Annotated in this window: 22 protein-coding genes and 1 tRNA gene; 17 read left to right on the top strand and 6 right to left on the bottom strand. The window is 47.7% G+C overall.

Features of this window, described 5'->3' with window-relative positions; translation table 11 throughout:
• The first annotated feature begins 169 nt into the window (after positions 1-169).
• Positions 170-2638, top strand: a complete 2469-nt coding sequence (locus L0156_03035) for a protein kinase (GenBank protein MCI0601963.1) — start codon at positions 170-172, stop codon at positions 2636-2638.
• Positions 2639-2872: 234 nt separating this feature from the next.
• Positions 2873-3733 carry a sterol desaturase family protein gene (locus L0156_03030; protein ID MCI0601962.1) on the top strand — a complete coding sequence of 287 codons (861 nt, stop codon included), beginning with the start codon at positions 2873-2875 and terminating at the stop codon, positions 3731-3733.
• A 142-nt stretch (positions 3734-3875) separates the two neighbouring features.
• On the opposite strand, the gene L0156_03025 is transcribed toward L0156_03030, so the two are convergent.
• Together L0156_03025 and L0156_03020 are read right to left on the bottom strand one after the other, a co-directional pair.
• A tRNA-Ala gene (locus L0156_03025) sits at positions 3876-3948 on the bottom strand.
• Between the two features lie 147 nt (positions 3949-4095).
• On the bottom strand, positions 4096-5094 hold the full coding sequence (locus L0156_03020; GenBank protein MCI0601961.1) for a hypothetical protein: 999 nt from the start codon (positions 5092-5094) through the stop codon (positions 4096-4098).
• A gap of 109 nt (positions 5095-5203) precedes the next feature.
• Between L0156_03020 and L0156_03015 the strand changes: the two genes are divergently transcribed.
• Complete coding sequence (locus tag L0156_03015) at positions 5204-7012, top strand: hypothetical protein (protein ID MCI0601960.1); 1809 nt, start codon at positions 5204-5206, stop codon at positions 7010-7012.
• Between the two features lie 3 nt (positions 7013-7015).
• Here L0156_03015 and L0156_03010 read toward each other — a convergent pair whose 3' ends face one another.
• Both L0156_03010 and nadB read right to left on the bottom strand, forming a co-directional pair.
• The gene (locus L0156_03010; GenBank protein ID MCI0601959.1) at positions 7016-8911 is read right to left on the bottom strand and encodes a peptidyl-prolyl cis-trans isomerase; all 1896 of its coding nucleotides are present in this window, start codon (positions 8909-8911) and stop codon (positions 7016-7018) included.
• Positions 8912-8917: 6 nt separating this feature from the next.
• Positions 8918-10495, bottom strand: coding sequence for an L-aspartate oxidase (gene nadB / locus L0156_03005; protein ID MCI0601958.1), 1578 nt, complete (start codon positions 10493-10495; stop codon positions 8918-8920).
• Positions 10496-10529: 34 nt separating this feature from the next.
• Between nadB and L0156_03000 the strand changes: the two genes are divergently transcribed.
• From L0156_03000 to tadA, 7 genes are read left to right on the top strand one after another with little or no spacing between them, the layout of a single operon-like run.
• Entirely contained in the window at positions 10530-11756 is a 1227-nt protein-coding gene (locus tag L0156_03000; GenBank protein ID MCI0601957.1) for a hypothetical protein, read from the top strand.
• Positions 11708-12166, top strand: a complete 459-nt coding sequence (locus L0156_02995) for a prepilin-type N-terminal cleavage/methylation domain-containing protein (protein ID MCI0601956.1) — start codon at positions 11708-11710, stop codon at positions 12164-12166. The genes L0156_03000 and L0156_02995 overlap by 49 nt, the downstream gene beginning before the upstream one ends.
• Positions 12135-12725, top strand: coding sequence for a hypothetical protein (locus tag L0156_02990; protein ID MCI0601955.1), 591 nt, complete (start codon positions 12135-12137; stop codon positions 12723-12725). Before L0156_02995 ends, L0156_02990 begins: the two co-directional genes overlap by 32 nt.
• Positions 12722-13741 (top strand): prepilin-type N-terminal cleavage/methylation domain-containing protein, encoded by a 1020-nt coding sequence (locus L0156_02985; protein MCI0601954.1) that lies wholly within the window; start codon positions 12722-12724, stop codon positions 13739-13741. The genes L0156_02990 and L0156_02985 overlap by 4 nt, the downstream gene beginning before the upstream one ends.
• On the top strand, positions 13738-14250 hold the full coding sequence (locus L0156_02980; protein ID MCI0601953.1) for a type II secretion system GspH family protein: 513 nt from the start codon (positions 13738-13740) through the stop codon (positions 14248-14250). The genes L0156_02985 and L0156_02980 overlap by 4 nt, the downstream gene beginning before the upstream one ends.
• Entirely contained in the window at positions 14250-16325 is a 2076-nt protein-coding gene (locus tag L0156_02975; protein MCI0601952.1) for a hypothetical protein, read from the top strand. The genes L0156_02980 and L0156_02975 overlap by 1 nt, the downstream gene beginning before the upstream one ends.
• A gap of 33 nt (positions 16326-16358) precedes the next feature.
• Positions 16359-18509 (top strand): Flp pilus assembly complex ATPase component TadA, encoded by a 2151-nt coding sequence (gene tadA / locus L0156_02970; protein MCI0601951.1) that lies wholly within the window; start codon positions 16359-16361, stop codon positions 18507-18509.
• On the opposite strand, the gene L0156_02965 is transcribed toward tadA, so the two are convergent.
• Positions 18481-19749, bottom strand: a complete 1269-nt coding sequence (locus L0156_02965; protein ID MCI0601950.1) for a type II secretion system F family protein — start codon at positions 19747-19749, stop codon at positions 18481-18483. The two genes, tadA and L0156_02965, sit on opposite strands and share 29 nt — an antisense overlap.
• Positions 19750-19816: 67 nt before the next feature.
• Positions 19817-20557, bottom strand: coding sequence for a metallophosphatase family protein (locus L0156_02960; GenBank protein ID MCI0601949.1), 741 nt, complete (start codon positions 20555-20557; stop codon positions 19817-19819).
• Between the two features lie 169 nt (positions 20558-20726).
• On the opposite strand from L0156_02960, the gene coaD reads away from it, so the two are divergent.
• The 7 genes from coaD (at position 20727) to bamD (ending at position 25995) form a co-directional block, all read left to right on the top strand.
• Entirely contained in the window at positions 20727-21227 is a 501-nt protein-coding gene (gene coaD, locus L0156_02955; GenBank protein MCI0601948.1) for a pantetheine-phosphate adenylyltransferase, read from the top strand.
• The gene (locus L0156_02950; protein ID MCI0601947.1) at positions 21224-22396 is read left to right on the top strand and encodes a pyridoxal phosphate-dependent aminotransferase; all 1173 of its coding nucleotides are present in this window, start codon (positions 21224-21226) and stop codon (positions 22394-22396) included. Before coaD ends, L0156_02950 begins: the two co-directional genes overlap by 4 nt.
• 62 nt (positions 22397-22458) lie before the next feature.
• Positions 22459-23193: a PASTA domain-containing protein gene (locus L0156_02945; GenBank protein ID MCI0601946.1), complete on the top strand. Its 735-nt coding sequence runs from the start codon at positions 22459-22461 to the stop codon at positions 23191-23193.
• Positions 23190-23867, top strand: a complete 678-nt coding sequence (gene rpe, locus L0156_02940; GenBank protein ID MCI0601945.1) for a ribulose-phosphate 3-epimerase — start codon at positions 23190-23192, stop codon at positions 23865-23867. Before L0156_02945 ends, rpe begins: the two co-directional genes overlap by 4 nt.
• Positions 23864-24271 (top strand): acyl-CoA thioesterase, encoded by a 408-nt coding sequence (locus L0156_02935; GenBank protein MCI0601944.1) that lies wholly within the window; start codon positions 23864-23866, stop codon positions 24269-24271. The genes rpe and L0156_02935 overlap by 4 nt, the downstream gene beginning before the upstream one ends.
• The gene (locus tag L0156_02930; protein MCI0601943.1) at positions 24268-25233 is read left to right on the top strand and encodes an NAD-dependent epimerase/dehydratase family protein; all 966 of its coding nucleotides are present in this window, start codon (positions 24268-24270) and stop codon (positions 25231-25233) included. The genes L0156_02935 and L0156_02930 overlap by 4 nt, the downstream gene beginning before the upstream one ends.
• Before the next feature lie 3 nt (positions 25234-25236).
• Entirely contained in the window at positions 25237-25995 is a 759-nt protein-coding gene (gene bamD / locus L0156_02925; protein MCI0601942.1) for an outer membrane protein assembly factor BamD, read from the top strand.
• The last annotated feature ends 29 nt before the right edge of the window (positions 25996-26024 follow it).

The following is a 26024-nucleotide window of genomic DNA, read 5'->3' as shown; positions in this document are numbered from 1 at the left end:
AGAAAACGGATTCCAATTTCTTCACATTCTTCTCTTCCCTTAGCTCCGACGTCACGACGCAAGATCCCATAGAAATACCAGCGCTTAATTGGTAAGATTGAAACAGTGGACAGCGCGGGAAAAAAATTCTTTGTGACTCAGTGTCTCTCTGGTTTTTCTATTCTTACTGATGCTTGGTAAAGACGATTCTCTTATCGGCAAAATCATCGGTCACTACAAGATCCTTGAGAAACTTGGCGCCGGAGGAATGGGCGAGGTTTACGTTGCTCAGGACACGAAGTTGTCGCGAAAGATTGCGCTGAAAGTTTTACCACCCCAACTCGCAGCAAATACCGATCGTCTCCAACGCTTTGAGCGGGAAGCCAGGGCGGTAGCCGCGTTGAATCATCCGAGTATCGTTACTCTGTTTTCGGTTGAAGAATTTCAGGGGCTCAACTTCATTACGATGGAGCTGGTTCAGGGGAAAAACCTATCGAACTTGATTCCGGCCCATGGGATGTCATTGAAACGGTTTCTGGATTTAGCCATTCCGATTACGGATGCGATCAGCGTAGCGCATCGGCAAGGAATTATCCATCGCGATTTGAAACCTGACAACATTATGGCGAATGAGGATAGTCGGGTAAAAATTCTGGATTTTGGACTTGCAAAGTTAAAACCGCAAACATCGAATTCCAGCGAATTTGAAGAGACTGAATCCGATTTCTCTGCTAGCTCGGTTACCGGGCAAGGTATGGTTCTCGGAACAGTTGCCTTTATGTCACCGGAACAAGCGGAAGGCAAAGAGGTCGATCATCGCACCGACATTTTTTCTCTGGGCATAGTTTTCTATCGGATGCTGACGGGTCAGTTACCTTTTCAGGGAGCTTCACCCGCTTCGTTGATTTCATCGATCCTCCGTGACGTCCCCCGTTCGGTTGGCGATCTAAACGCGGCGGTGCCGCCTCAGATTAGCAAGCTCGTAAAACGCTGTCTGCAAAAAGATCCTGATAAACGCTACCAGAGCACCGTAGATATTCGAAATGAACTCGAAGAAATAGCAGAAGAATTCAAATCTGGCAAAACGGTAAAATCAGCCCCGATCGCTGGTCGCTTCGCCTGGAAACCTATTATCATTTCCTCTGCGGTGTTTGCTTTCGTTCTTTTCGCCGGGATGGCCACATTTTTGATTCTTCAGCGAAGTAAAGTGCAAAACCAAAATCTAACCACGGCGAGTTTTCAGCAGCTTACCGATCAACCTGCTCAGGAATTATTCCCAAGCATTTCTCCGGATGCAAAAAACATTGTGTTCGCGAGTAGAGCTCTGCAAAATTGGGACATTTATTTGCAGAGGATTGGCGGCAAGAACCCGATCAATCTGACCAAGGATAGCGAATTTGATGATACGCAACCTGCTTTTTCACCCGATGGTGAAAGGATCGTGTTTCGATCGGAACGCGAAGGGGGTGGTTTATTCCTGATGGGTTCGACCGGGGAATCAGTGTTGCGGTTAACCGATTCTGGTTACAATCCCGCCTGGTCTTCGGATGGCAAGGAAATTATTTTTGCCACATTAAATATTTCTCTTTCAACAAGACGACCCACAACAAGTGAGTTATGGGGCATCGGCATCGCGACCCAAAAGAAACGACTCCTCTTCAAAGGAGATGCAGTTCAGCCGAACTGCTCACCGCATGGCGACAGAATCGCTTTCTGGGCTCAGGCAAAAGAAAGCAGTCAAGCCGACATTTTTACAATTTCTTTCAACGGTGGTCAGCCGGTTTCTCTTACCAATGATGCTGCTGTTGATTGGAATCCGGTTTGGTCGCCGGATGGAAATTTCATTTATTTTTGCAGCGATCGTGGTGGAAGTATGAATATTTGGAAGATTCCAGTTGATGAGAAATCGGGAAAAGCCCTTGGTCAACCTCAGCCGGTCACGACGGGAGTTGCAGCAGAGAGCGAGCATCTCAGTCTTTCTCAAGATGGGCGTCACATCGCTTATGTTGCACGTGTGGAAACAAAAAATATTTTGAGAATCGGTTTTGATGCTCTTAAAAAAACCTCTCAGGGGGAACCCAGCTGGGTGACGCAGGGCTCTAAGCTCGTTGCATTTCCGGATGCTTCTCCCGATAACAGTTGGATTGCTTTTGTTTCTGAAGGAAAGCAGGAAGATCTTTTCATAGCTCATCCGGATGGAACAGGGACTCGCCAGTTAACTGATGACGCTTATAAGGATCGCGCGCCGCGCTGGTATCCCGATGGGAAATCGATTGCTTTTTTTTCAAACCGAAGCGGTAAGTACGAGATTTGGACGATTCATCCGGATGGTAGCGGACTCAAGCAACTAACGCATTATCCCGGCGCACATTATCCAGTATGGTCACCCGACGGTATGAGAATAACGTTCTCTCATCACGCACCAAATGGCACCTTTATCTTTCAACCGCATACGAACCAAATCGAACGGCTGCCATCACTTCCCGATGCCAGTCAAACCTTTGAAGCCTGGTCCTGGTCGCCCGATGGCAAACAAGTTGCCGGGATTCGTCATCTTGAAAATGGTGATCATGTCGGCATAATGGTGTACTCTTTTGCGACCGGAAAACTTGATTCTCTTACCAATTTCAGGGGAGTGGCCGATCTGGCTAAAAGATAACCGCACCATTCTGTTTTTTTCTAAGGACAAAATTTATTCGGTCGATTACCAGTCAAAAGAACCTCATGAAGTCCGCTTCACTCCATCCCAACAGATCATAGGAGCCTTTACAATTTCTCCAGATGAGAACTTCTTGTATCTTCCTATCGACACAACTCAGGCGGATATCTGGCTCCTTAACCTGAGCGGAAACTGAATGAGAAAGCCAGGGTGATAGAATTAGGAAGTCTCAATATGAACGAGTTTCTTGCTTCACTGCATCTCGATAAAGGAACGGCGTCGTTCATTGCTATCTCATTAGCTTTTGTGGCTCTGGAACGTCTTCGCCCATGGCGCAAGGAGCAGGCGCTATTTCGCAAAGGATTCCTTACCGATCTGGCCCACATCACTTTCAATGGGTATTTTTTCCGCCGGCTATTTTATTCTGGAGCATCCGTATATGTGGCCGTGCGTTTTGCAAATACCATGGAGGCTTTGGGGATCTGGGACACTCTGAAAAGCGCCGTTATGAAAGGACAGCCTTTGTGGATTCAATTTCCGGTTCTCTTCCTTTCTCAGGATTTCATGAAATATTGTGTTCATAATATCTTGCACCGCGTTCCCTTTCTCTGGCAATTTCACAAGGTGCATCACAGCGTTCAGATCATGGATTGGATCGGAAACATGCGTTACCACTGGCTGGAGGTAGTCGTTTACAACTCGCTGCTATTTATTCCTCTCAGCTTTCTTGGATTCAATCCCAAACTGTTTTATTTTATTGCGCTTTTTGAGATCACGATCGGGCATTTCAATCATTCGAATATCGATTTTGATATCAAATGGCTTGGCTACGTGGTAAATAATCCACGGTTTCATATCTGGCACCATGCTGCGGATGACCCAAAGGCAATCAACAAAAACTTTGGAATCATGCTCAGCTTGTGGGACTGGATTTTTGGAACTGCTTATATGCCCGAAGGCCGCGTTCCCCAGGTTCTCGGGTTCCAGGGCATCGAGCGATATCCTTCCCGATTTCTGACACAGCAATTTTTTCCTTTCAGCATGATCTCCCGTGTTTTCCGGCGAACCAGCATCGAAGCCAAAGCCGAGGGTTAGGCCTTCATATAGCTTTTTTAGGCTATTTGAACAGAAGCACGCAAAGAACGCAAAGGGAAAAAAGACAAAATCTTTGTGGCCTTTGCGGCCTTCTGTTCAAAATGAAAATACGACCTTTGCAGAGGCGGTCGCGGAATTAAAGTGGAGCTGACGGGATTCGAACCCGTGACCTTCTGAATGCCATTCAGACGCGCTCCCAACTGCGCCACAGCCCCAGGCAGATTTCAGATGTTAGATTTTAGATGGAATGCAGATTTAGTGCAAATTTCTTTCAGACGGATTATTGGCAGTCGTTTCCCAACCTCCCCTTAATCCCCTCCTTCATAAGGAGGGGAAATTCGAGCATCGCACAAATAGAAACTTCAGACGCCGGTGTAATCGGTTTGCAGGAACCGGAGGAACTTTGGGGAGTTTGGATCCTTTCGATAACCGACGGTCCGTCCGCCTTCGTAGTATGTGACGCGGAAAAATATTTCGTTCACCGCATCTTTGTCGATATCGAGCTCAATGATTTCTCCGGAGGAACCGAGAATGGAAACGTCAGTGAATTCCATGGGGGAGATAATCTGAACTTTCTTGTTGGAGAGGCAGTATTTGTAAAGCGCTGAATAGCCGGCAACTTCCCCGCTTGTATACGATGCATACAAACAATCTTTGTTATCCTGATTGAGAAAGTATGAAAATTTTCCCTCTTCCGATTGTTTGAGGAATTTTTCGAATGTTTCCAGGTAATAAACATCCTGTTCTGTGAGATCCTTTCTTTTAATAGCCATCTCTTTGAATCTCCGGGTCTCCATGATTCTGCCCTTGGAAACATGACGATCAAGCTGTTCGATGATGGCGGAATCTGAGAAATCAGACTGTTGATAAATGACAGGCTCCGGTAATTCTGCTTCTAACGAAGCAATCACGAAAATATGCTCTGTTGATTCGGGAATTTTCACAGCATCAGGAACTTCAAGTCGCAGTCCTAAAGACCATTCGGGAAAGGTTCCCACACTGTTTTGCAAAATGAAGTTCCCGGCCGGCGCAGTAAAGACCTCAGACCCCAGAACAACCGTCAGTTTTAAGGAACCTTCCAATATTTCTGGAGGAAGCATCTGTGTCAGCGATTCCCGCGGTAAGTCGATCGTGATGTCATCCTGGAATCGTTCTTTTCCGCTAATTTTCGTGAAGAGTTTGGCGAGATCCTCATCCGCAATCTTCCTGCTCCTTCTGACCGGTGAAAGATCCAGTTGAATAAAGACGCCCTCTTCCGATCGAATCAAATCACCAAGGAAGATGCGTTCTTCGAATGCCATGCCTTCCACCATGGTGAAAAATGATGACAGGAGGAATATGGCCAACAAAGTGAATTTCATTGGAATCATTTTAACAAAATCGTTGCGCCCAAAAATAGTTGACTAAGTCAACTAATTTGAACATCATGGAAACGCCCAATTCAGGATCCTTCAAATCAAAAACAATCGGATGACATTAACGAATCGCAGGATCCTCACGTCAATTCTTTTTGGTTTGGCCATTGTCATCCCGCCGTTGTTGGTGATCATTATCATCCTTCGATTTGGAGTAGACGTGCCGTATTGGGATGATTGGGCATTTGTACGCATTCTGGAATTGATTCAACAAGGCCGGCTGACACTGAACGCACTGATGGCCCAGCACAACGAACACCGGATGCTTTTTCCAAGACTGCTAAAACTTGGATTAATCAACTTGAGTGACTGGAACACGTTCTATGAATTGTTTGCAAGCTGGATATGTATCGCACTCAGTTTCGTCGTCTTATGGGACCTGCTGCGCATCACGCTGGTCGACGACATGAAGCGCTGGATCAAACCTTTCGTTGTTGTAAACGGCTTTTTACTTTTTTCGCTCGCGCAAGGCGAGAATTTTATTTGGGGTTGGCAACTTCAATGGTTCCTTGCAGAGTTTTTCACGATCCTGTCGATCTGGGCCCTGGCGCGATGGAAGGGGCGCTGGATTGGCGTTCTGGTGGCAGCATTGGCGGCTTTCGTAACGACCTATTCGATCGCCAGCGGACAATTTCTGTGGGCTCTCGGGTTATTAGTCTTGCTCATTGAGCGAAATATCTGGAGACTCGCCAAACTCTTTTTCTGGACAATAACCGGAACGGTCACGCTCGGTTTTTACTTTTATCATTTTAAAACGGAGGATACTGAATTATTTACGTTCATCGAAAAACCGCTTGCTTTCATCCAATTCATTCTGGCAAGTCTTGGATCCACTTTCGGCGCCTTCGGACCTTTTGGAGGTCTCAATGCATCGATCGTGTACGGCGCGCTTGGCGGAGTCATTTTCTGTAGCTCAACCATCTTTCTTTGGCGTCGCTCTTCGAACTGGGTCATCAAACTTTTGCCATGGATGCAGCTCGCCGGTTACGGCTTGATGAGCATCATCGCCACCGCGGTGGGAAGAGTGCAGTACAGGGTTGAATACCACGCGCTTGTCAGCCGGTATTCGATTTTTGCTCTCCTGTTCTGGACAGGGACGCTGGTGGATGCGGTTGTATGCCTGGAAGTTCTGGCAAAACAACGTAACTGGCGACCTCAGCGCATCCGACTTTCGCTCGCAATTTTCGTAGCAGTGCTGTTTTGGGGTTATGTGAACACATCCGCAGGAAGATACGCACGGTTGAATGAATGGACCCACCGTTTCCACATTGGTCAGAGCGCATTGTACGACTACCGGCTGGCAACCGATGGCGACATCAAAATGTTTAGTCCCGCGAATCCCACCGAAACTCGCCGTCGCGCTGCTGTACTGGAGACTCTACGCCTTGGTCCTTATAAAAAAGGGGCCGGCCCGGAGATTGTTGCACGACTGAATCAAGCCTGGTTGGAAGAAACAAGAAGATTGAATCTTGTGGCTTCAGAAGTGAGAGCCAATCAGATTTACATCGTTCCGGGAGATGCGCTGGAAACAGAGCAGAGAGGAAAATTATTGAGGTTCACGGTTGGGAAACGAAAAGCAATTCAATGCTTCATGAGTTCGGACAAGTTACCCCGCTCGGAGCAGCGCTTTTTAATGTTCCAAAGCCAAAGTGCAAGCCACGTCCGCGTGCACTGGCTTAGCAATCAGGTCAAAAAACAATTGTTTGATATCTACGGCATTCCTCTCGGAAACGGATGGCGAGCGTTTCGATTGCAAGTCCCAACGGACGTTCGCGGTTATGCATTTGCATTTTTCTATACCAGCGATCCTCCGATTGAGGATAAGGTCAAAATACTGGTTTACGACCGCCTCGGTTCTTCCTGAGGATTAAGTTTCCTTCGGCGCGACTACGTCTGTGTTGATCCAGATTTCCTTCTCGTATTTTTTGCGGAGCATATCGCGGTAGGCGCGAACAAAAGAATTCTCTTTCTGTGAGATCAGTTGCTGGCGGAGGTTATCTTTTTGCTTCGCAAACTCCGCAGGATCGTAAGTTTTCTTGTCCTTGAGCTGAAAAACGACATAACCATCTTCCGCTTTTACAGGAGGACTGATCTGCCCGGTGTTCATCGCGAACGCTTTCTCGCTGACTTCCTTCGCGTTTCCAAGATCGCCAATGTAGCCTTCCTGCGTAAAAGGCTCGCTCGTTTTTACTTCCAGCTTTTCCTTTTCCGCTGCGGCTTTCAGGTCCGTAGAACCCGCAAGAGATGCGTAAAACGCTTGGGCTTTTTCCTGGGAGACTTGCGCAAGTTTCTGTTCGCGCACTTTATCGGTCGCCTTCGCTTGCACTTTTTCAAACGGTTCCTGTCGCGATGGTTTTGTATCGACCAGCTGCAGGACCGCAAAGTCCTGGAAGACGGCGACCGGCTCGCTCGTTTCCTCTTTCTTCAATGCAAAAGCGGATTCACGAAAGGAGGGACTGAGTCCGGCGAGTTCCTGATCCTTCGAAAAATAATCCGTGGTTTTCAGCTCCACCAGCTGAATCTTTGCAATATCGGAAAATGATTTTTTGTTCTTTGTGACCTCTTCGTGAATTTTTGTTGCCTGATCTCTGGCATTCTGAATCGCTTTCGGTTGAGACAGTTCGCGATAAATCTGTTCCTTTACCAGCGCAAACTCAAATTTCGTTGCCGGCTGTTTTTCCATTACCTGAATGATGTGATAACCGAATTGTGATTTGACCGGATCCCCTATTTTTCCAGGCTCCTGTGAAAATGCATACTTGTCAAATTCGGGAACCATACGGCCACGACCAAAGGAACCAAGTTCCCCGCCCCGCTCTTTTGAGCCCGTATCGTCGGAATATTGCTTTGCCAGAGCCGCAAAATCACCGCCGGCTCGAAGCTGTTTCACGAGGTCTTCCGCCAGTTTCTTGATCTCCTCTTCCTTCTTTCCTTCCGTCTTCAGAAGTATGTGTCTGGCCCGCACCTGTTCGGGGCGAGAAAAACGCTCCGCGTTTTTATCATAGAATTGTTTCAATTCCTGATCAGTAACCTGCACCCGATTCTTATCGGAGGAATGGGAGAGCCAGAGATATTGAATCTTTCGCAGCTCGCCTGTCTCAAATTCTTTTTTGTGCCCATCGTAGTAGGCCTTCGCCTCTTCCGGAGTGACCTGAACATCGTTCCCTTCCGAACTGAATTTCACGAAATCGATCGTTGCGGTGAGGCTCGATTTGCGATACTGCTCTTCCAGTTCCTGGTCACTGACCAGGATTCCGGCAGTAAGCAGATCGTCAAATTTGGAAACCACGATGTCTTCCGCAATCATGCTTTCAAAGCTGGGGACATCCATATGAAAAATTGCATTCACTCTGCCGCGATACTGTTCCATTCCCACGAAGTTTCCGTTTTCGGTGAAGTACGGAGAAGAAAGAATCTTCCTGCGAACCTCTTCTTCGGACGCTTTGACGCCGGCCTTTTTTGCTTCCATTAGAAGAAGTTTCCGGTCCACAAGTGTGTCCACCGCCTGTTTTCTTAAAAAGGTGCGCATTTGCGGAGTCATCTCAGTTTGCTGAAAATACCGTTTCTGCTGTTCTTCCATGAGAGACAGCATGTTTTGATATTCGATCAGGCTCACCTGTTCCGATCCAATAGCAGCGATGTGACGATTCGGATCATTTCCCACGGATGCAAAATCGCCGGCATAAAAGGCGATAAAAACCAAAATCACAAAACCCAGAACGATCTGTACGAAAACTTTTCGCGAACGAATTGATTCAAGCATAAGATCTCACTCTTCTAATATCTTAGTAAGTTCCAATTTGCCTTTGCGAAGCACCGTATGATGGCCATCCAGCTGTCGATTGGAAGAAGGAAAATCCAGACGGAAATGGGAGCCGCGGCTTTCCTGGCGCTGCAGGGCAAAGGAACCCATTAATTTAGAGCAATCCAGCAAATTTAGCAATTCGAGTTCTTCGAGGTTGCGCGGGGTGAAGGATGGTATTTCCTGCAAAGCATTCAGGCCGGCGCGAATTCCCGTCTCGTCCCTTAGAAGGCCGAAGTGTTCCCAGCTGAGTTTTTGGATCAGGGAACGAAGTTCGGACAACCCACTCTTTGCCTCCCCCTTTATAAGGGGGAGGAGATCTGCACGCGCATCTTCCCGGTCAAGGGGGAGGGAACCAGGTAGATGCCCCTCCATGGATTTTGCGGCGCGGGCGCCGAAGACGAGTCCTTCCAGCAGGGAATTGCTTGCGAGGCGATTCGCGCCATGCACTCCATTGCAGGCAACTTCGCCGGCTGCAAAGAGACCCGGTATGGAAGTTTCACAATTCAAATTGGTGCGCACGCCTCCCATCCAGTAATGCGCGCTGGGACTCACAGGAATCAGATCCACTGAAAGATCCAGTTCATAGTTTTGCAAGAACTCGTGGATATTGGGAAAACGATCTCTCAATTTCTGGCGACCGATCGAGGTCGCATCCAGATACACCCAGGAACTGTTTGTCTTTTTCAGCTCGCTAACGATTGCGCGGCTGACAATATCTCGGGGGGCTAAATCTCGCAGAGGATGATACTGGTTCATGAACGCCTTCCCCTCAACGTTCTTGAGCACTGCACCTTCGCCGCGCAAAGCTTCGGTCAAGAGAAAGCGCGGCGCGGATTGCCGGTGGAACGCAGTTGGATGGAACTGGTAAAACTCAAGGTCCATCATGTCTGCTCCGGCCCGGTGAGCAAGAGCAATGCCATCGCCGGTGGCAACAGGAGGATTTGTCGTGTGACTGAAGATCTGCCCGGCGCCGCCGGTTGTCAACAAAACGGATCGTGCCATCGCGGCCGTTCGCTCGCCGCTCCTTTCATCGAGCGCGTAAATTCCTACGCAGCGGCCCTCCTGAAGGATGAGGTCCAGCGCAGGGCGGTCGCAACTGATCTGAATGCCCGGAGTTTGCTGCGCCCAGTTCAGAAGAGCGCGGACAATTTCTTTTCCGGTGGCGTCACCTGCGTGCAGAATCCGGTTGTGCGAATGCGCTCCTTCGCGTCCGAAAATAAAGCGCCCTCCCTGCTGGTCAAAACGCGCACCCCAGGCTACTAATTCATTAATTCTAATGGGACCTTCTTCTACAAGAACCCGGACGGCCGGCTCATAACAAAGCCCATCCCCTGCGTGGATCGTATCCTGATAGTGGAACTCAACCGTGTCTCCTTCTTGCATGGCCGCTGCAATGCCACCTTGCGCGAAACGGGTGTTGCTTTGCCAGGGATCCCCTTTGCAAAAAACTTTCACGGAACCCTTCTGAGCAAGCTCCAGCGCGCCGCGTAATCCGGCTATCCCGGAACCTACCACAATGTAATCGCAGGAATCGGTCTTCATATCTAAAGTATATATTTCACCAAGGAGTGATAAAATGGAAAGGGGGAGCATGGGGGAGCAAGGGAGGCGTTCCAGGTTGCGTCCAAGTTTTTCCCGGATCGGGCGCTGGCAGCCATCTATCATATTGTTTGACACTTCCCGTTCTGCAACAGCGCTTGCCAAAGATCGAAAGACCGGAAAATCAGCCCTTGTAACCTACCTCAAACCTGCGGTCGCGGAAAGCACTCGCGCGAAACTTCTCTTCCTGGTCAATGCAGAACGGATTAAGAAATCAGGCGAACGGTTCCGGATGTGCAAAGTGGATGGCGCTCATTTGCTGATTCAAAAATTCCAGGACCAGATGAGCCTGGCCGGACTGTTCGAAAACCTAAACAAATCAGGTAAGAGAATGCCGGAACGGATTCTATGTCGAATCCTCTACTCCATTAGTTCTAAAACAATAAAACTCATTCGAGGCAAGGTTCATTTCGAATTCCATCCGGAATCGATCACAATCTGCCGAAACGGCCGGATCGGTCTATGTTTCGCGCTTCCCGATCGCGGTTATAAGCTTTTTGCCTATCAGATTCCCAATCTACTGGTCAGTTTTATCTCCGGCTTCAGTGGAAGCACCGGCTATGCGAGTGTTCGACTCAAAACACTATTTTCTTATCCGACTCTTCAGAATTTGAAACAATTGCGTTCCGAGGCAGCCGGCCAAGGAGAGATGAATGGATGGCTGAAAACAGTCCTGAACAGTCAGGAAGTACCGGAAGAAGATCCCGAGCTGGAGCTCAGGCAACTTCAGCGCATGACAACGAGCCCGCAACAACCGGTTACCAGATCGCTTGATCGTCAGGTTCGGCAATCCGAAATTGAGTTACCGGCGCCTTCGCCGGCTAAACCCAAAACGATCTGGGGAGTTTACGTTTCACTGGCAGGGCTCCTTTTCATGATCGTTATGGCTGCTGCATGGGAAATGGGGGAGTCTCCTTCACCGTCAAACGATAAAAAACCGGGAGACCGTCCACCTCTTTTAGTTCTAGCTCCTGATGCATTGTACTCCCGGACCGGTAAGACCGTTGCAACAGTCTTAATACTTGTTGATAAGAATGGAAGTGTAATTTCACATAAATTTCAACGGGCGACTCCAGATCAGGTCGCAACTTACAACGAATCGATACGGCTGATGAAATTTCAGTCCAGCTATACGAGCGGAAAGCAAAAAAGCGCATGGTTAATCATAAATTTGCCGTTAGAAAGCTCAAACAGATTACGGTAGATGCCCGTGGTTTCACGCTGGTTGAGTTTGTGATTTCTCTGTTCCTATTTACGATGGTTTTAATGGGCCTCTTTAATCTGCTTTCTGTAAACATGCTGGGATTAAAGCTTTCGAAGGATCAGCAAGCGTTGGAGAATATTGCAATCGCACAGTTGCAGGAGCTCATCACCACCACAAAATGTATCCCTCTCGACCCTTTGCTGGAAGTATGTGTTGGAGATTGTCCGGCAAAATACAGGGAGACAGACTTCGAAGGAAGGTCTATTACGAGTCAATGGAAAACTTATGAGGAGAACGTAACCGGCAGCGAATCGGTCAAAACTTATCGAATCGAAATGTTTGTTTATTTCACGAACAAACCTGTGACAACAAAAAAATATGTTGCAACGAAAATTTGTTACCAGCAATAACGGGTACACACTTGCCGAAATATTGGTGACGGTTGGCCTGATTGCATTAGCTGCCGGTATTGTTGTCGGGATCAATGTTCTCAGTTCCAAAAAGCAAAACAGCTTGATCTATTCCGCGCGGCAGTTTACAGCAGACATTCATCGCGGCATTCAACAATCAAGAGCTCGATCGCTTGAATTCCGCTTAGAGGTAAACAGTTCCAACTACCAGATTTACAGAGAGAATGGAACTTCTCCCGCCGGGTATCAGGCGGAAGATGAAATGATACTCCAGAAGAATTTGACAGACGGTGTGACCATCGTTGCTTCCGGACATCCAGCCATACCGGCCGAGTGGGGTGATCCTTTAAGCTCCACAGACGTTGAGCCGGTCGCGATTGGTAGCACCATTCCTTTTACTGGCAGGGGATTCACTCAGGAGAAAGCAGTTGTGTTTTTTCTTGAAGGAACACGAACCTATGAGTATGTATGCGTACATCTATTCTTATCGGGAGATGCCGAGGTTGTTCGCTCCTCAGATTCGACATGGGTTGCAGCGCCGGCGGGAGTAAATCAATGACCAGGGGTTTCACTTTAATCGAGGTTCTGGTGTCGGTAGCATTGGGAGTTCTCCTGATCATTGCTGCTTATGATCTTCTTTCGGATGTAAGCCGGAGCAGTTTTCGAACGAGGGGGAAGCTGACAGCCATCTCGCGGGCTAGAACGGTTCAGGACCAGCTGCGATACTACGTTCAAAATGCTGGGCTGGGCGTTCCTTCCGGTACACAGACAGTCCTGCAGGCCGAGAAGGATCATCTGTCGCTCAATTTGAACGCTGAGTACTTCAGCTATGCGACTGCCGAATATTTCCTTCCCGCTAATATCCCGTCAGATGTTGTGGTGCAAAGCGTAACGGATACTCAAACCGGTTCTGCTGTTGCGATACTTTCATTTTCCGGCGAACAGATCTCCAGTACACCGGTTCTTCAGGCGTACGACAAAAATACAAGTAAACTGACGCTTTTCAATTCCAGTTCTCTCTGGATTGCGAAAGGCAACTACATTGGAAAACCGTACAAAACGCATACTTTTACCATCAGCAATAATCGCTTGATGCTGACGGCAGGAACTCAAGTAACGACAATCGCAGACGGATTGGAGAGTTTCGATGTGGCGTTTCTCTATGATCCACCCTGGATAGATTCCAACGGAAATGGTTCGATCGATCCCGGGGAAGATGAAGGGGCGATCTGGTGTTACGACGCATCGCAGGACCAGCCTTCCACTTATGACCCTGGTGGGATGCAAAGAATCCTGGATACGGATCTTTCAGGTGATATTACTTACTCCGACGATCAGAATTCCGACTCCCTGATAGAAGGGACGGCATTCAGCGGAGCGGTCGACACGGATGGGAATGGCAAACTTAATGGGATTCCTTTTGATCAGGCGTCCGTGGTCCGAATCTGGATTCTGGTGAAGAGTGAAAAACTGATAGGAGCCGGAGGAACAACAAAATATCTGGTCGGAAGTCGCATTCTTTCGTTCAACGACAACGTGCAAAGAATTGTTTCTTATTTCGATGTTGCCCTATGAATCCTCATCAAAAAGGAAGCGTGTATCTTGTTGTTTTGATTGTCATTACAATTCTGACGATTCTCGCGAATTTTTTGTTTGATTATTTTCAGAGCCATACCAGGGCTCGTAAAGCGCATGAGACATACGTCACGGCATCTCAGCGGGCGACGGCGACCATGGATATCGCGAGTTCCTGGCTCGCGGCTCAACAAAATCCACCTGAAGAAAATCTTTCTGCCTCTACATCAATCCGTAATGATACCCCCACCATCAGCGATCTCGTAAAACTGATTTCCGAAGGTGGCGTCACAGCTAATAGTTTTTACTGGTTCTCCTTCAATAATGATGGCAATCAAGATGTAGGTTTTGTCATTCTGCCGGCGGGCTCGCATCCTTCTGCCGACTGTGGCGCCGGTTACGATCCGGGATGCAGCTCGGAACATCTCTATGTTGTGATCAGTCGCTGTCGTTATCTCGACAACACTCTTGTGGAACAAAAACGCTATATAACAAAGAGCTTCTATTGATGATGAAGAAAACACTTGATCTCTTTTTCGGTTTGCTGCTTCTGCTGTGCTTTTCGACGTCTTCATCCGGGCAGGCAATCAACCTTTCTGAAGTCTGCTCTTTCTTATTGCGTGGCACAAATTGCGGAGCGGCCACTTCTTTCCCGACTTATGCCGCTTCCGTAACAACCTGGAATGCACCCCTGGGCCGCCTGATCGTACCTGAGTCGCTGATGTCGGATTTCCTGGGAGATGTAACAGTGATTCAGGCCAGCAATGCAACGATCCCATCCACGGCCGGTGTAAACGAAATTTTCAAGGTGGGCGAAAAACTGCAACAAGATGTCGATGCCAACGCATCAAACTTGAAATTTAGAATTCATATTCCGGGAAGCGGTGAGCAGGATTTTGTAGATTCCAACCAAACTGTGATCGATTACTTAAAACAAAAATGGTTCGTCGATCAGCAGGTCTGGCCGATCACAGATTCAGACCAACAAACACAACGCGTAAAAGATGCAATCAATTTCCTGCGCGGAAAGCACAATCTGGAACAAGAAAACAGCGGACCATTCCGCGACCGGAAGTATGTGAAACAGGATTCAAGCCGGCCGCTGTGGGCTCTGGGAGAAGTTTACGGAAAGCCCGTTGTGGTTGGTCCACCCGGAATGCCATATACAGAACTGGACTATGAACAGTTCTCCCAAGCGAATGCCAACCGCGCTTCGGCGCTTTTTTTCGGCGGCGGAGATGGAATGATCCACGTGGTTTACTACGATGGAACGGATGCGGCAATGAAAGGCCGGCATGTTTATTTAATGATTCCATCCGTTGTGGTGCCCCAGCTGGGAGAATACACAAAGCCGGATTACACACGAAATCCTTTCGTAGAGGGACCCTTGGAAGCTTTCGATATTCACAATGGAACACAGTGGAAGACAATGCTTCTAGCGTCACTAAGTCATGGAGGAAAAAGTATCACTGCCCTGGATATAACGGATCCGGTGAATCCTTCGTTACAGTTCGAATTCAGTCATGAGAAACTTGGATATTCTTATTCCCCTGCAATCGTGGGACGGTTTCTCTCCAACACCTCTCCCGGGAAAAAATATTACTTCCTGATCGGTAGTGGTTTTGAGAATTCCGATCAACGGGCATACCTGATTGCGATTGATCCTGCAGGAAATCTGGTCACCTCTGTCCAAATTCCAAATGATTCGGATCAACCGGCCGCAGCCAATGGAACCATGTCGATTGCCTCTTTCGATTCGAATGCCGATGGCCTAACCGACTCCATTTATATCGGCACTTATCAAGGACAGGTTTACCGGATCGACACACCCGGTTCGGAGACAAGTTCCTGGTCGTCTCCGGTTCTTATTGCAGACTTCTCCCCGCTCAACATCACTGCTTCTGCCCGCATCACAAAGGTCCAGGGAAAAACGTACGTATTCATTGGAACCGGAAAACTTCTTGGAAGCCAGGATATAGAAGATGTCACGCAGCAGTACTTCACAGCGTTTGAAGACAGCGGTTCAACGATTACACTTTCCAGTTTGGATCGATATGCGAGTAACTGGGTCAATGGAGCTACAAGGCGGTTCGTGCAACTGACCACATTGCAGGATATCGAAAATGAAAAAGGCTATGCGATTCAATTACCCGATCAGCATAAATTCGTGAATCCGGCCTTGCTGCTGGCCGATGGAATTTTGTTTACAACTATCGACCCAAAAATTGAAGAGAATACCCCCTGCACTGCTCCTTCCGGAAAATCAGTCGTATGGTATGTATCCCAAACAGGCAACCCCTTGTTTTCCGGAAATCCCGATATGGATGTGGATGCTGATGGCATTCTGGAAACGGAAGATGTGTTGAACGGAAAGAGTGTAGCAGGCGCGGAGCTGATCAGTTCCTCCTTCTACGGAATTCCAAACGTGGAATTTTCTAAAGCAGGATTAAAGGTTCACACGATCCAATTCTATTCGGAACAACTAAGCGGCAACATGCAATACGCAAAGTTAGAAACCATTTCCATCCGGAACAGGTTCAAGTTGCGTTCGGGAAAAAGCTATGAAAGCTCCACGGCAAAATAAGACCCCGCTTCAGTGTTATCATAAAGGAATCCCATGGAATCAAAAGATTCTCCTTTAAAGGATCCTTCTCCGGAACCAATTCCTTCAACGGAAGTAGGGTTCGACGTTGTATCACCGCAAAACTTAGATCTGGAAGCGCAAAAACCTCTGGAACGAATTCATCTCATTCTGTCACGCAAATCTCAAGGAGCGATTACTCTTTTTCCTCTTCGGAAGAAAAAAACTTGTGTGAAATGCCAGGACCGCTCCACAAGTTTTGAACTGGATGAACCGGGTGAAGTGACAAAAAGAGTACCAAAATGCCTTTCTTGCATTCTGTACAAAGATATTCACTTACGAATCAAACCACCGAAAATCGGAGATCTCCTGAGGGATGCAGGGGTGATTACTCAGGATCAGATTAATACGGTTCTTACCGCCAAAAGAGAACAATATCCAACGAAACTGTTTGGGGAAATACTTGTCGAATTAAGGCTGTTTACCCCTGCTCAGATCCTCGCAATCTTTGCGTTTCAATATGACATTGAATACATTGATTTGACTCCTGAAAAAATCAATCCGATCGCTTTGAAGAGTTTTCCCAAAAGCAAATTTAAAGATGGCTATCCAAGAGAACTGTACAAACAATACCAGGTCATCTGCTTCGATAAACATTACCAGACGTATTCGATTGGCATGGTAGACCACTTGAACGACGACGCTTTGCTTGCGGTCGCGCGAGCCCTGGGGAGGACTGCGGTCAGTATCACGCCCTTTTTGATCTCGCTAAACCACTTTGTGGCGTTGAGCGAAGATCAAACCAAAGCGTTGGAAGTTCATCAGCTCAGCAAAACCACCTTTGTGGAACCAAAAGAAGAGGTCCTGGATGTAGAAGAGTCGTTCCGTGAAATGGCTGAGACAGCCTATAAAGAAGATGACGCGTTCATACATGAACAATTTCTTCGCATCCTGCGCGAGGCGATTCGTTCTCGCGCTTCCGATATCCGGTATGAGTTTACCGATAAGGTTTTCCGCGTCCGCTTCCGTATTGACGGAAAACTTACAACATTTGAAACTTACCCCAAGGCCATGGGTCGCTACATTTTAAACAAGATCAGGCTGGAATCGAAAGTAGATGTAATACGGCGCAAGGACGAAAGAGCAGATGGTTCATTCCCGATCAATCTGGATGAGAGGACCTACAATCTGAGAACCTGTTTCATGCCTTCTGTGTATGAGCAACTCTGCGTGGTCCGGATTCTCTACAGGCAGGAACTCGCTAAGGACCTTCGTCAGCTGGGTTTGAGCGCCCGTTCGACCAGGCTATTACGGGACGCCACAGAACGTCCACACGGACTGGTTGTTCTGGCTGGACCGATGGGATCAGGTAAGACTACTACTTTATATTCTCTAATTTATTCGAAATCTGTTGATGACACACTTGCTGTAGTCAGTCTGGAAGAACCCGTCGAATTCATTCTTCCCAATATCACACAAATACCGATTGATGGCCGGCAGGTACATTCGAGTTATGAATCGATTCTACCAGGCATTTTGCGAGTGGATCCGGACATTGTAATGGTCGGAGAAACGCGTGACCGAAACTCTGCAGAGAATGTTTACCGGCTCGCATTGATCGGCAAGCTCGTCTTTACTTCTGTTCATGCGAATGATTCGCCCGGCGTGATCAGCCGCTTTCTGAATCTCGGTATCGAACCGTATCAAATTGCCGCATCTACAATCCTGATTATCAGCCAGCGACTTGTTCGAACTCTATGCCAGAATTGTAAGAAAGAGAAGGAAGTCTCGGAAACGGTATTACGGAACGCAGGATTCGACTACCGCTATTCGTATCCGGCTTCGGTGTATGAAGCCGCTGTCGGAGGTTGCGTAAAGTGTAAAGGAACTGGATACCGAGGCAGAACTGCTATCACGGAAGCCTTGGAGATTAGCTCTGCCATTGAGAAGCTCATTTTAGAAAAGGCGTCCGAACAAGAGATTCGGCGACAGGCAATCAAAGATGGAATGGTGACACTCAAATCGGAGGGTTTGGGAAAAATTTTGGAGTCCGTTACGTCAATTGAAGAAGTACTCGCCGTAACAGGGAAACAAGAAGATCCGACGAGGCATTATCAGGTGGAGGAAGAAGGGAATGTTGAAAACAAACCTGCAGAGATCAATCCTCCACAGCCTGAATCAAACTGAATAACGGCATGTACATGGAAATCACCAGCCATGCAATCAGTAATCCCAGAACGATGATCAGAATCGGCTCCATTAATTTGCTGACTTTTGCGATGTGCCGTTCCACCTCTTTTTCGTAGAATTCTCCGATCCTGTGGAGCATGACGTCGAGCTGGCCAGTGGCTGCACCAACAACGAACTGCTGTCTGAAAGGTTGCGTAAAGCTATAATTCATCTCCAGTGCCATAGCCGGGTCTTCCCCTTTCAGGAGAGGTTGGACCATACCGAGCAACGCGCGCCTGTGTTTTTCAAGCGTTGTGCTTTTCGCTGCAATCTTTAAGGATTCGTGAAGGAGTCCGCCTCCGCTTAGCAAAATAGCTAACGTTTTGCTAAAGAGCGCGATGGACTGCGCTTCAAGGATCTTCCCAATTGGACGGATATACAAAAGAAAGGACTGCAGCCGTAATCGTCCTCTCTCGCTCCGGTAGTAGCGTCCGACTCCAATGAATACGCATGCAATTGCAATAACAAACAGGATCCCCAACTTACTGAACAGAAAAGAAAAGAATTCAACAGTCACCCTTGTAGGCCACGGCAAAGACACTCCCAGATCGTTATATAACTTCAGAAACTTAGGAAAGGAAAAGGCGGCCAACGTACCCACTATTCCGGTAGCCAGCAAAAGAACTATAAACGGATAGAGCAAGGATAATTTTACTGCGTTTCTTAATTCGAATTCTTTTTCGAAATTGTTGGCAAGTATGGTTAAAGGACTCGCCCAGTCGCCACTCTTTTCGCCCGTATGCAGAACAGCCAGCGTGACCTCATCGAAAATTCCGGGATGCCTGCTGACCGCTTCCGTAACCGATTTTCCTTTATCAAGATCCTTCATGATAATTGGAATGGCCGCAGCAATCGGCCTGCTGGTCTCCGAAAGAATCGTGTTCAGTGCCTGTCTGAATGGAATCCCTGCTTTTAGAAGATGCGCAAGGAGGCGGCAGAATTCCGCTTTTTGCTCGACAGTGATGGAGGCAAAAGTGACAGCCCCTTTGCTGACCAATTCACTGATATTTACAACAGCATATCCTCTTCCTTCATACTGCTGTCGGATTTCTTCGGGAGAATAAGCTTGAACATAAAGTTGCAGATCTTCTCCCTGACCTCCCGCCGCTCTTAGCCGGACTTGATAGAGATTCAGTTCCTTTTCCCTTACAACCTTTTGCTTCGCTTCGGACGTCTCCGCTTTCTGACGGCCTGACATTACCTGCTATTATGAACCATATTCGATGGATTGAGAATCTATTCCCAATGGGGGAAATTGCTGAATTCTAGACGCCCATGGCAAGACGGTTTGCCAGAGATGGGGGGAGTCCTGCTTTCAGGATTTTATCCTGTGTTTTTGGAATGGAATATGAGACACGTTTGAAAGTGATGGCGCGCGACTCTGTATCGAAAATTGCGTAGCTGGCTAGCGGATTCTTATCGCGTGGCTGGCCCACAGACCCGGGATTGATCAGGTATTTGAAACCTCCCATAAGCTCAATTCTTACTCTTTCTCCACTGGGACGGAAGGTGAACAGCCGCTGGTTGCTGACAGCATAAATCACCGGTAAATGAGTGTGGCCGAAAAAACAGATCTGGAAATCCATAATTTGAAATACTTCATAAGCGTCGTAATCGCTAAACAGATAAGCATCTTCATCCAGAGGAGTTCCATGGGAAACCAGAATGTCTTCTTCCACAGAAATCGGGCCCTGCGGCAAATGCAAAAGGTAGGAACGATTTTCCGGTGTTAATTTCTTTTTTGTCCACTGCGCGGATTGCAACGCTGCGCGATTGAAATTTTCTCCGGACTCAATCCCGGATGCGACTTTATCGTGGTTGCCTCGGATCACTGTGGCGTTCCGCAGCTTTCGAATCGTGTCCACAACTTGATTCGGGCTTGCTCCATAGCCGACAAGATCACCCAGAACCAGGACCCGGTCGAACTTTTTCCGTTTGACACTCGCAAGAACTGCCGAAAGTGCTTCCAGATTGCTGTGGATGTCGCTGATAATCAGATATTTCATAGGGACGGTGGGGCGATTGCCAATATATCATAAAAATCGTGGATCGTAATCGTGATCGTGATCGTAAATCGCAATCGGAATCGGGCACGATCACGACTACGATTAAGATTAAGAATTAAGATTACGATTACGATCGCGATCCACGATTATTACGATATAATCACCGCGAATGAAGAGAATTGCAGTTTATCCGGGCTCTTTTGATCCGGTAACCAATGGTCATCTGGATATCATTCACCGGGCACTGGAGTTTGTGGATGAGCTGGTGATTGCGATCCTTGTGAATCCGGAGAAACAGGCTTTATTCACGGTAAAAGAACGCATGGAGATGATACGCAATGTTCTTCCGGAGAATCACAGGATCCAGATCGATCAATTCGACGGACTGCTCGTTGATTACGCGCGCAAGAAGAATGCGCGCGTGATTATTCGTGGTCTCAGGGCGGTCAGTGATTTCGATTACGAATTCCAGATGGCTTTGATGAATCGCCGGTTGGAAGCCCAAATCGAAACGGTATTTCTGGTGCCGGCCGAACAATATACCTATGTTAGTTCCAGACTTGTGAAGGAAATCTGCGCTCTCGGGGGCGCCGTGCGTGGTCTGGTACCGGAGGACGTGGAAAAGAGAATGCAAAAAAAACTAGGTACTGATGGAAGGAGGAAAAAATGAAGCTTGCAGAGCGAGTTTGCCGGATCAGTGAATCTCCGACACTGGCTGTGAGCGCGAAAGCATCGGCGTTGCGAGCGTCGGGCATTGATGTTATCGATTTTTCGGCTGGTGAACCGGATTTTCCCACGCCCGAAAACATCAAGAAAAAAGGAATCACAGCTATTGAATCTAATTTCACAAAATACACTGCGACAGCGGGCATCAAAAAGTTACGGGATGCCGTGGCAAAACGCTATCAGGAAAAGTACGGATATCCGTTCACCGCGCAAAATGTGATTCTATCCAATGGAGCCAAACAAGCGCTTTTTAATCTTTTCCTTTGTCTGGTGGAAGAAGGAGAAGAGGTGTTGATTCCTGAGCCATACTGGGTGACTTTCCCCGAGCAGGTGCAGCTCGCAGGAGGAATTCCTGTTTATGTTCCCAGTCAAGCAGAAGAACACTTCGAGCTGAAGGCTGATGAAGTGGAAAAGAAGATAACGGAGAAGACTCGTGTGCTGCTTCTGAATTCTCCGAATAATCCATCGGGCGGGGTGATTCCCCGAAACACGTTATCCGACGTTGTTCAGATTTGCCGCCAGAGAAATATCAAAATCATTTTTGACGAATGCTACGATTGCTTTGTTTTTCCACCTTATCAACACACTTCGCCGCTGCATTTTCTACCGGAAGCAAAAGATATTACATTCGTGGTGAACACTTTCTCCAAAGCTTATGCGATGACCGGCTGGAGATTAGGACTTACCGTCGGACCACCTGATGTGATTGCGGCCTGTGATAAATTGCAGGGACATACAACCTCCAATCCATCGTCGATCAGTCAGATCGCGGGTCTGGAAGCGCTGGAAGGAGATCAAACTTCACTCTCTATGATGTTTGACGAATATGAACGCCGGCGGAACTTTATATATGACGCCCTTTCGGCCATGCCGGGTGTCCAATGTAATGTTCCCCAGGGAGCTTTTTACGTGTTTCCGGATATCTCAGCACACTTAAATGAAAATCTTCCCGACTCAATTGCATTCTGTGAAAAATTGCTGGAGGAATGTCATGTGGGAACCGTTCCAGGATCGGCATTCGGCAGGGAAGGTCATATTCGGATTTCGTACGCCACATCGATGGAGAATTTGAAAGAAGGATGCAGGCGTATTCATGAATTCTTGAAGCGTTAAACAGGCAGGCGAGACGCCCGCGCTACAAGTTAAACACGCAGGCGAGACGCCCGCGCTACAAAATGAGTATAAAAGGTTTCTTCATCGGACTATTCAAATTCATCGGTCACGTATTCCTGTTGATGGTTGTGGGCGCATTCAGCACGCTTCTGACGTTGAGACTTTTTACGGCAGGAGATGAAGTCCTTGTGCCCGATTTAACCGGAAAACAACCCTTTGAAGCGATTCAAGTTCTAAAACAGGAGGGACTGCAACTAAAAATCCATCCACAAAAACGTTACAGCAACACGGTCAAAGCGGAAAGAATTCTTGTGCAAAAGCCCGAGGCAAAACAAAAAATCAAACAGGGACGTAGCATTGAAGTGTACTTAAGTCTCGGTCCCGAAAAAGCCATCGTTCCGGATCTGCTCGGTCAGACAACACGCGTGGCTACGATGACTCTGGGCCAGCGCGGATTGCACCAGGGAAAAGTCTTATATGTGCATAAAGCCGGAGCGGATCAGGATCAGGTGATCGCGCAGTATCCGATGGCAGGGACCGAGCTTATCGGAACGCGAACCGTTGATCTGCTAGTAAATACAGGCGGGGACAGTGCGCGAATTTTTGTGATGCCGGATGTCATTGGAAAGAATGTCTCCGAGGTAACAAGCTACTTACAAAACGCAGGGCTCCGCGTGGGTGTTTCGCAAGCCGTCGATTACCCTGGTGTGGAAACAGGAACAGTGGTAAAACAAAATCCACCGGCCGGATACAAGGTTTCTATGGATACATTTATCGGCTTATACTACAGCAAATGAATCTTCAAAAAAGGATTGCGCCTTCTATCCTCTCAGCGGATTTCGGTCATCTTGCTGATCAGATCAAGATGGTTGAGAACTCCGGCGCGGACATGATCCATGTCGATATCATGGATGGTCATTTCGTCCCGAACCTGACGATCGGTCCTGTGGTCGTTCAATGGATTCGCTCGGTCACGAATTTACCTTTTGATGTGCATTTGATGATTGAAGACCCGGACTTCTATATCGAATCTTTTGTAAAGGCGGGCGCAAACCTGATTTCGATCCATTTTGAAGCTTCAAAACATTTAAACCGGACTCTGAATCTGATTCATTCACACCATTGCAAAGCAGGAGTCGTTCTGAATCCTGCCAGCCCGGTCGAGTGGTTGGAAGACTCGCTAAACGATGTGGATTTTGTCCTTCTGATGAGCGTCAATCCGGGATTTGGCGGGCAAAAATTTCTTTCACCAGTTTTGCGTAAGGTAGAAAAACTCCGAATGATGCGATCGCAACTCGGCTTCTCTTTCGCGATCGAAATCGATGGAGGAATGAGATTGAACAACATGCGGGACGCGCTGATAGCCGGCGTGGACTGGATCGTGGCAGGCTCTTCGATTTTCGGAAGTGATCGTCCCGAAGAAACACTGAACCGGATGAAGGAGATTCTGAAGGAGTTTACCACCGCTTGACCAGCCGCTCCCGTGTCCGGGTCCGCTACGCTGAAACAGATACAATGGGCGTGGTTTATCACAGCAATTTTCTGGTCTATTTTGAAATCGGGCGCACGGATTACTTTCGAGATCTCGGTTTTACTTACAGGGAGATGGAAACGAAGGACGTTTTTATGCCGGTCACGGAGTGTTATTGCCGCTATCTGTTCCCTGCCCGGTATGATGATGAACTGGAAATTCTCACAAAGTTCATTACAATTTCCCGTTTGAAATTCAAATTCACTTATGAGGTTTTGCGGATGAAGGATGCGAAAATTCTGGCCGAAGGTTACACCATTCATGTTCCGGTAAACTCGGCCGGCAGTCCTTGCCGCATTCCACAGGAATATCGCGATGCCCTTCTGAGGAGCTTAAAAGAATGAAAGCGATTGTCACTGGAGCCGCAGGGTTCATCGGCTCTCATCTGTGCGAAGAGCTGGTTTCGAAAGGTTATGAGGTAACCGGAGTCGATTCCTTTCTCGATTACTATCCGCGCTGGATCAAAGAATCCAATCTCCAAAAGCTTCGAACTGCAACCGGCTTTCAACTGCTGGACCAAAACATTCTTGATGTGGATTGGGGTCCGCTGCTTTCAACGACCGACGTAGTTTTTCATCTGGCTGCGCAGGCAGGTGTGCGATCGAGCTGGAGTAAGAATTTCATCATTTACACAAAAAACAATATTGAGGCGACTCAATTGCTTCTGGAAGAGTCCAAGAGATGTAACCTGAAAAAATTTGTGTTTGCATCGACATCCTCCGTTTACGGAGATACCGAAGAAATTCCAATGAAAGAAGAAGCCCTGTTGAAGCCGGTTTCGCCTTATGGTGTAACAAAGGTTGCCGCGGAGGATCTCTGTTATCTTTATTGGCGAAGTTTTGGCATTCCCTGCGTCTCGTTGCGATACTTTACTGTTTACGGACCCCGCCAGCGCCCGGATATGGGGTTTTATCGGTTCATTCTGGCTACGCTGGAAGGGCGCAGTATCACTGTATTTGAAGATGGAAATCAGACGAGAGATTTCACATATGTGGATGATATAGTCCGTGGTACGATACTCGCATCCGAAAAGGGGAAAGAGGGCCAGGTCTATAATCTCGGCGGGGGAAGCCGGATTTCCGTCAACGAAGTTCTGCAAATGCTCGGCGAAATCATGAATACAAAAATCGATATGAAGTACGCGGAAAAACAGAAAGGTGATATGCGCCATACTTTTGCTTCAACTGATCTCGCGAAAATTGACTTTGATTACAATCCGAAAATTCCTTTAAAAGAAGGGTTAACAGCAGAATATCAATGGTTGAAAAAGCTGTTTGCAGATGGGCGTTCTTATCGCATGGAGTAATGAATGGCGCGTAAGCTGATCATCCTGATGTTGTTTCTTGGAGTAGTTTCTTGTGGTCCAAAACAGGCTACTCTCGATCCCAAGACGAAATCCGATGCCGAACTCTATCAGCTCGGTTTGAATTACATGAAAGAAGAAGATTGGGAAAGAGCTCGCGAAGCATTTCGAACAGTATTTGAGTCCTTTCCGCAGAGTGAGTACCGCATCACTGCAAAACTCGGAATTGCGGATAGTTTTTTTGGAGAAGGACGGCACTCGAGCCTGCTTCTTGCCTATCAGGAGTATCAGGATTTCATCAGTCTGTTTCCGTTCAGCCCAAAAGCCTGTTACGCTCAGCTCCGCATGGGACATTGCTATTTGAAGATGGCGGAAAAACCTGACCGGGACCAAACCAACACAAAAAAAGCGTTGGAAGAATTCAAGAAAGTCGTGGATAACTATCCGAACTGTGAGCAATTTCAGGAAGCTCGAAAATATGTTGTCGAGTGCTACTGGCATCTTGCTGAACATGAATACCTCGTAGCTTTCTATTACTCCAGAACCGGACGTCCAGGGGCTGCAATCGACAGGATCAAAGGCCTGATCAAAAGTTATCCGGAAACCGTTCACCACCCAAAACACTACCTGACCCTGGCCCAGTCACTGGAAACGCTTCAACAGTATAAAGAGAGCTGCACTTATTACGATTTCATCCTCAACAAATGGCCTGAGTCAGAACAAGTTTCCAAAGCCCGTGAAGCCCAGGGTAGGGTGTGTAAATAAAGTAGCGCGGACGTCTCGTCTGCGCAGCT

This window comes from bacterium (assembly GCA_022616075.1).
GTDB lineage: Bacteria > Acidobacteriota > HRBIN11 > JAKEFK01 > JAKEFK01 > JAKEFK01.
This window is presented reverse-complemented; position numbering and strand designations above follow the sequence as displayed.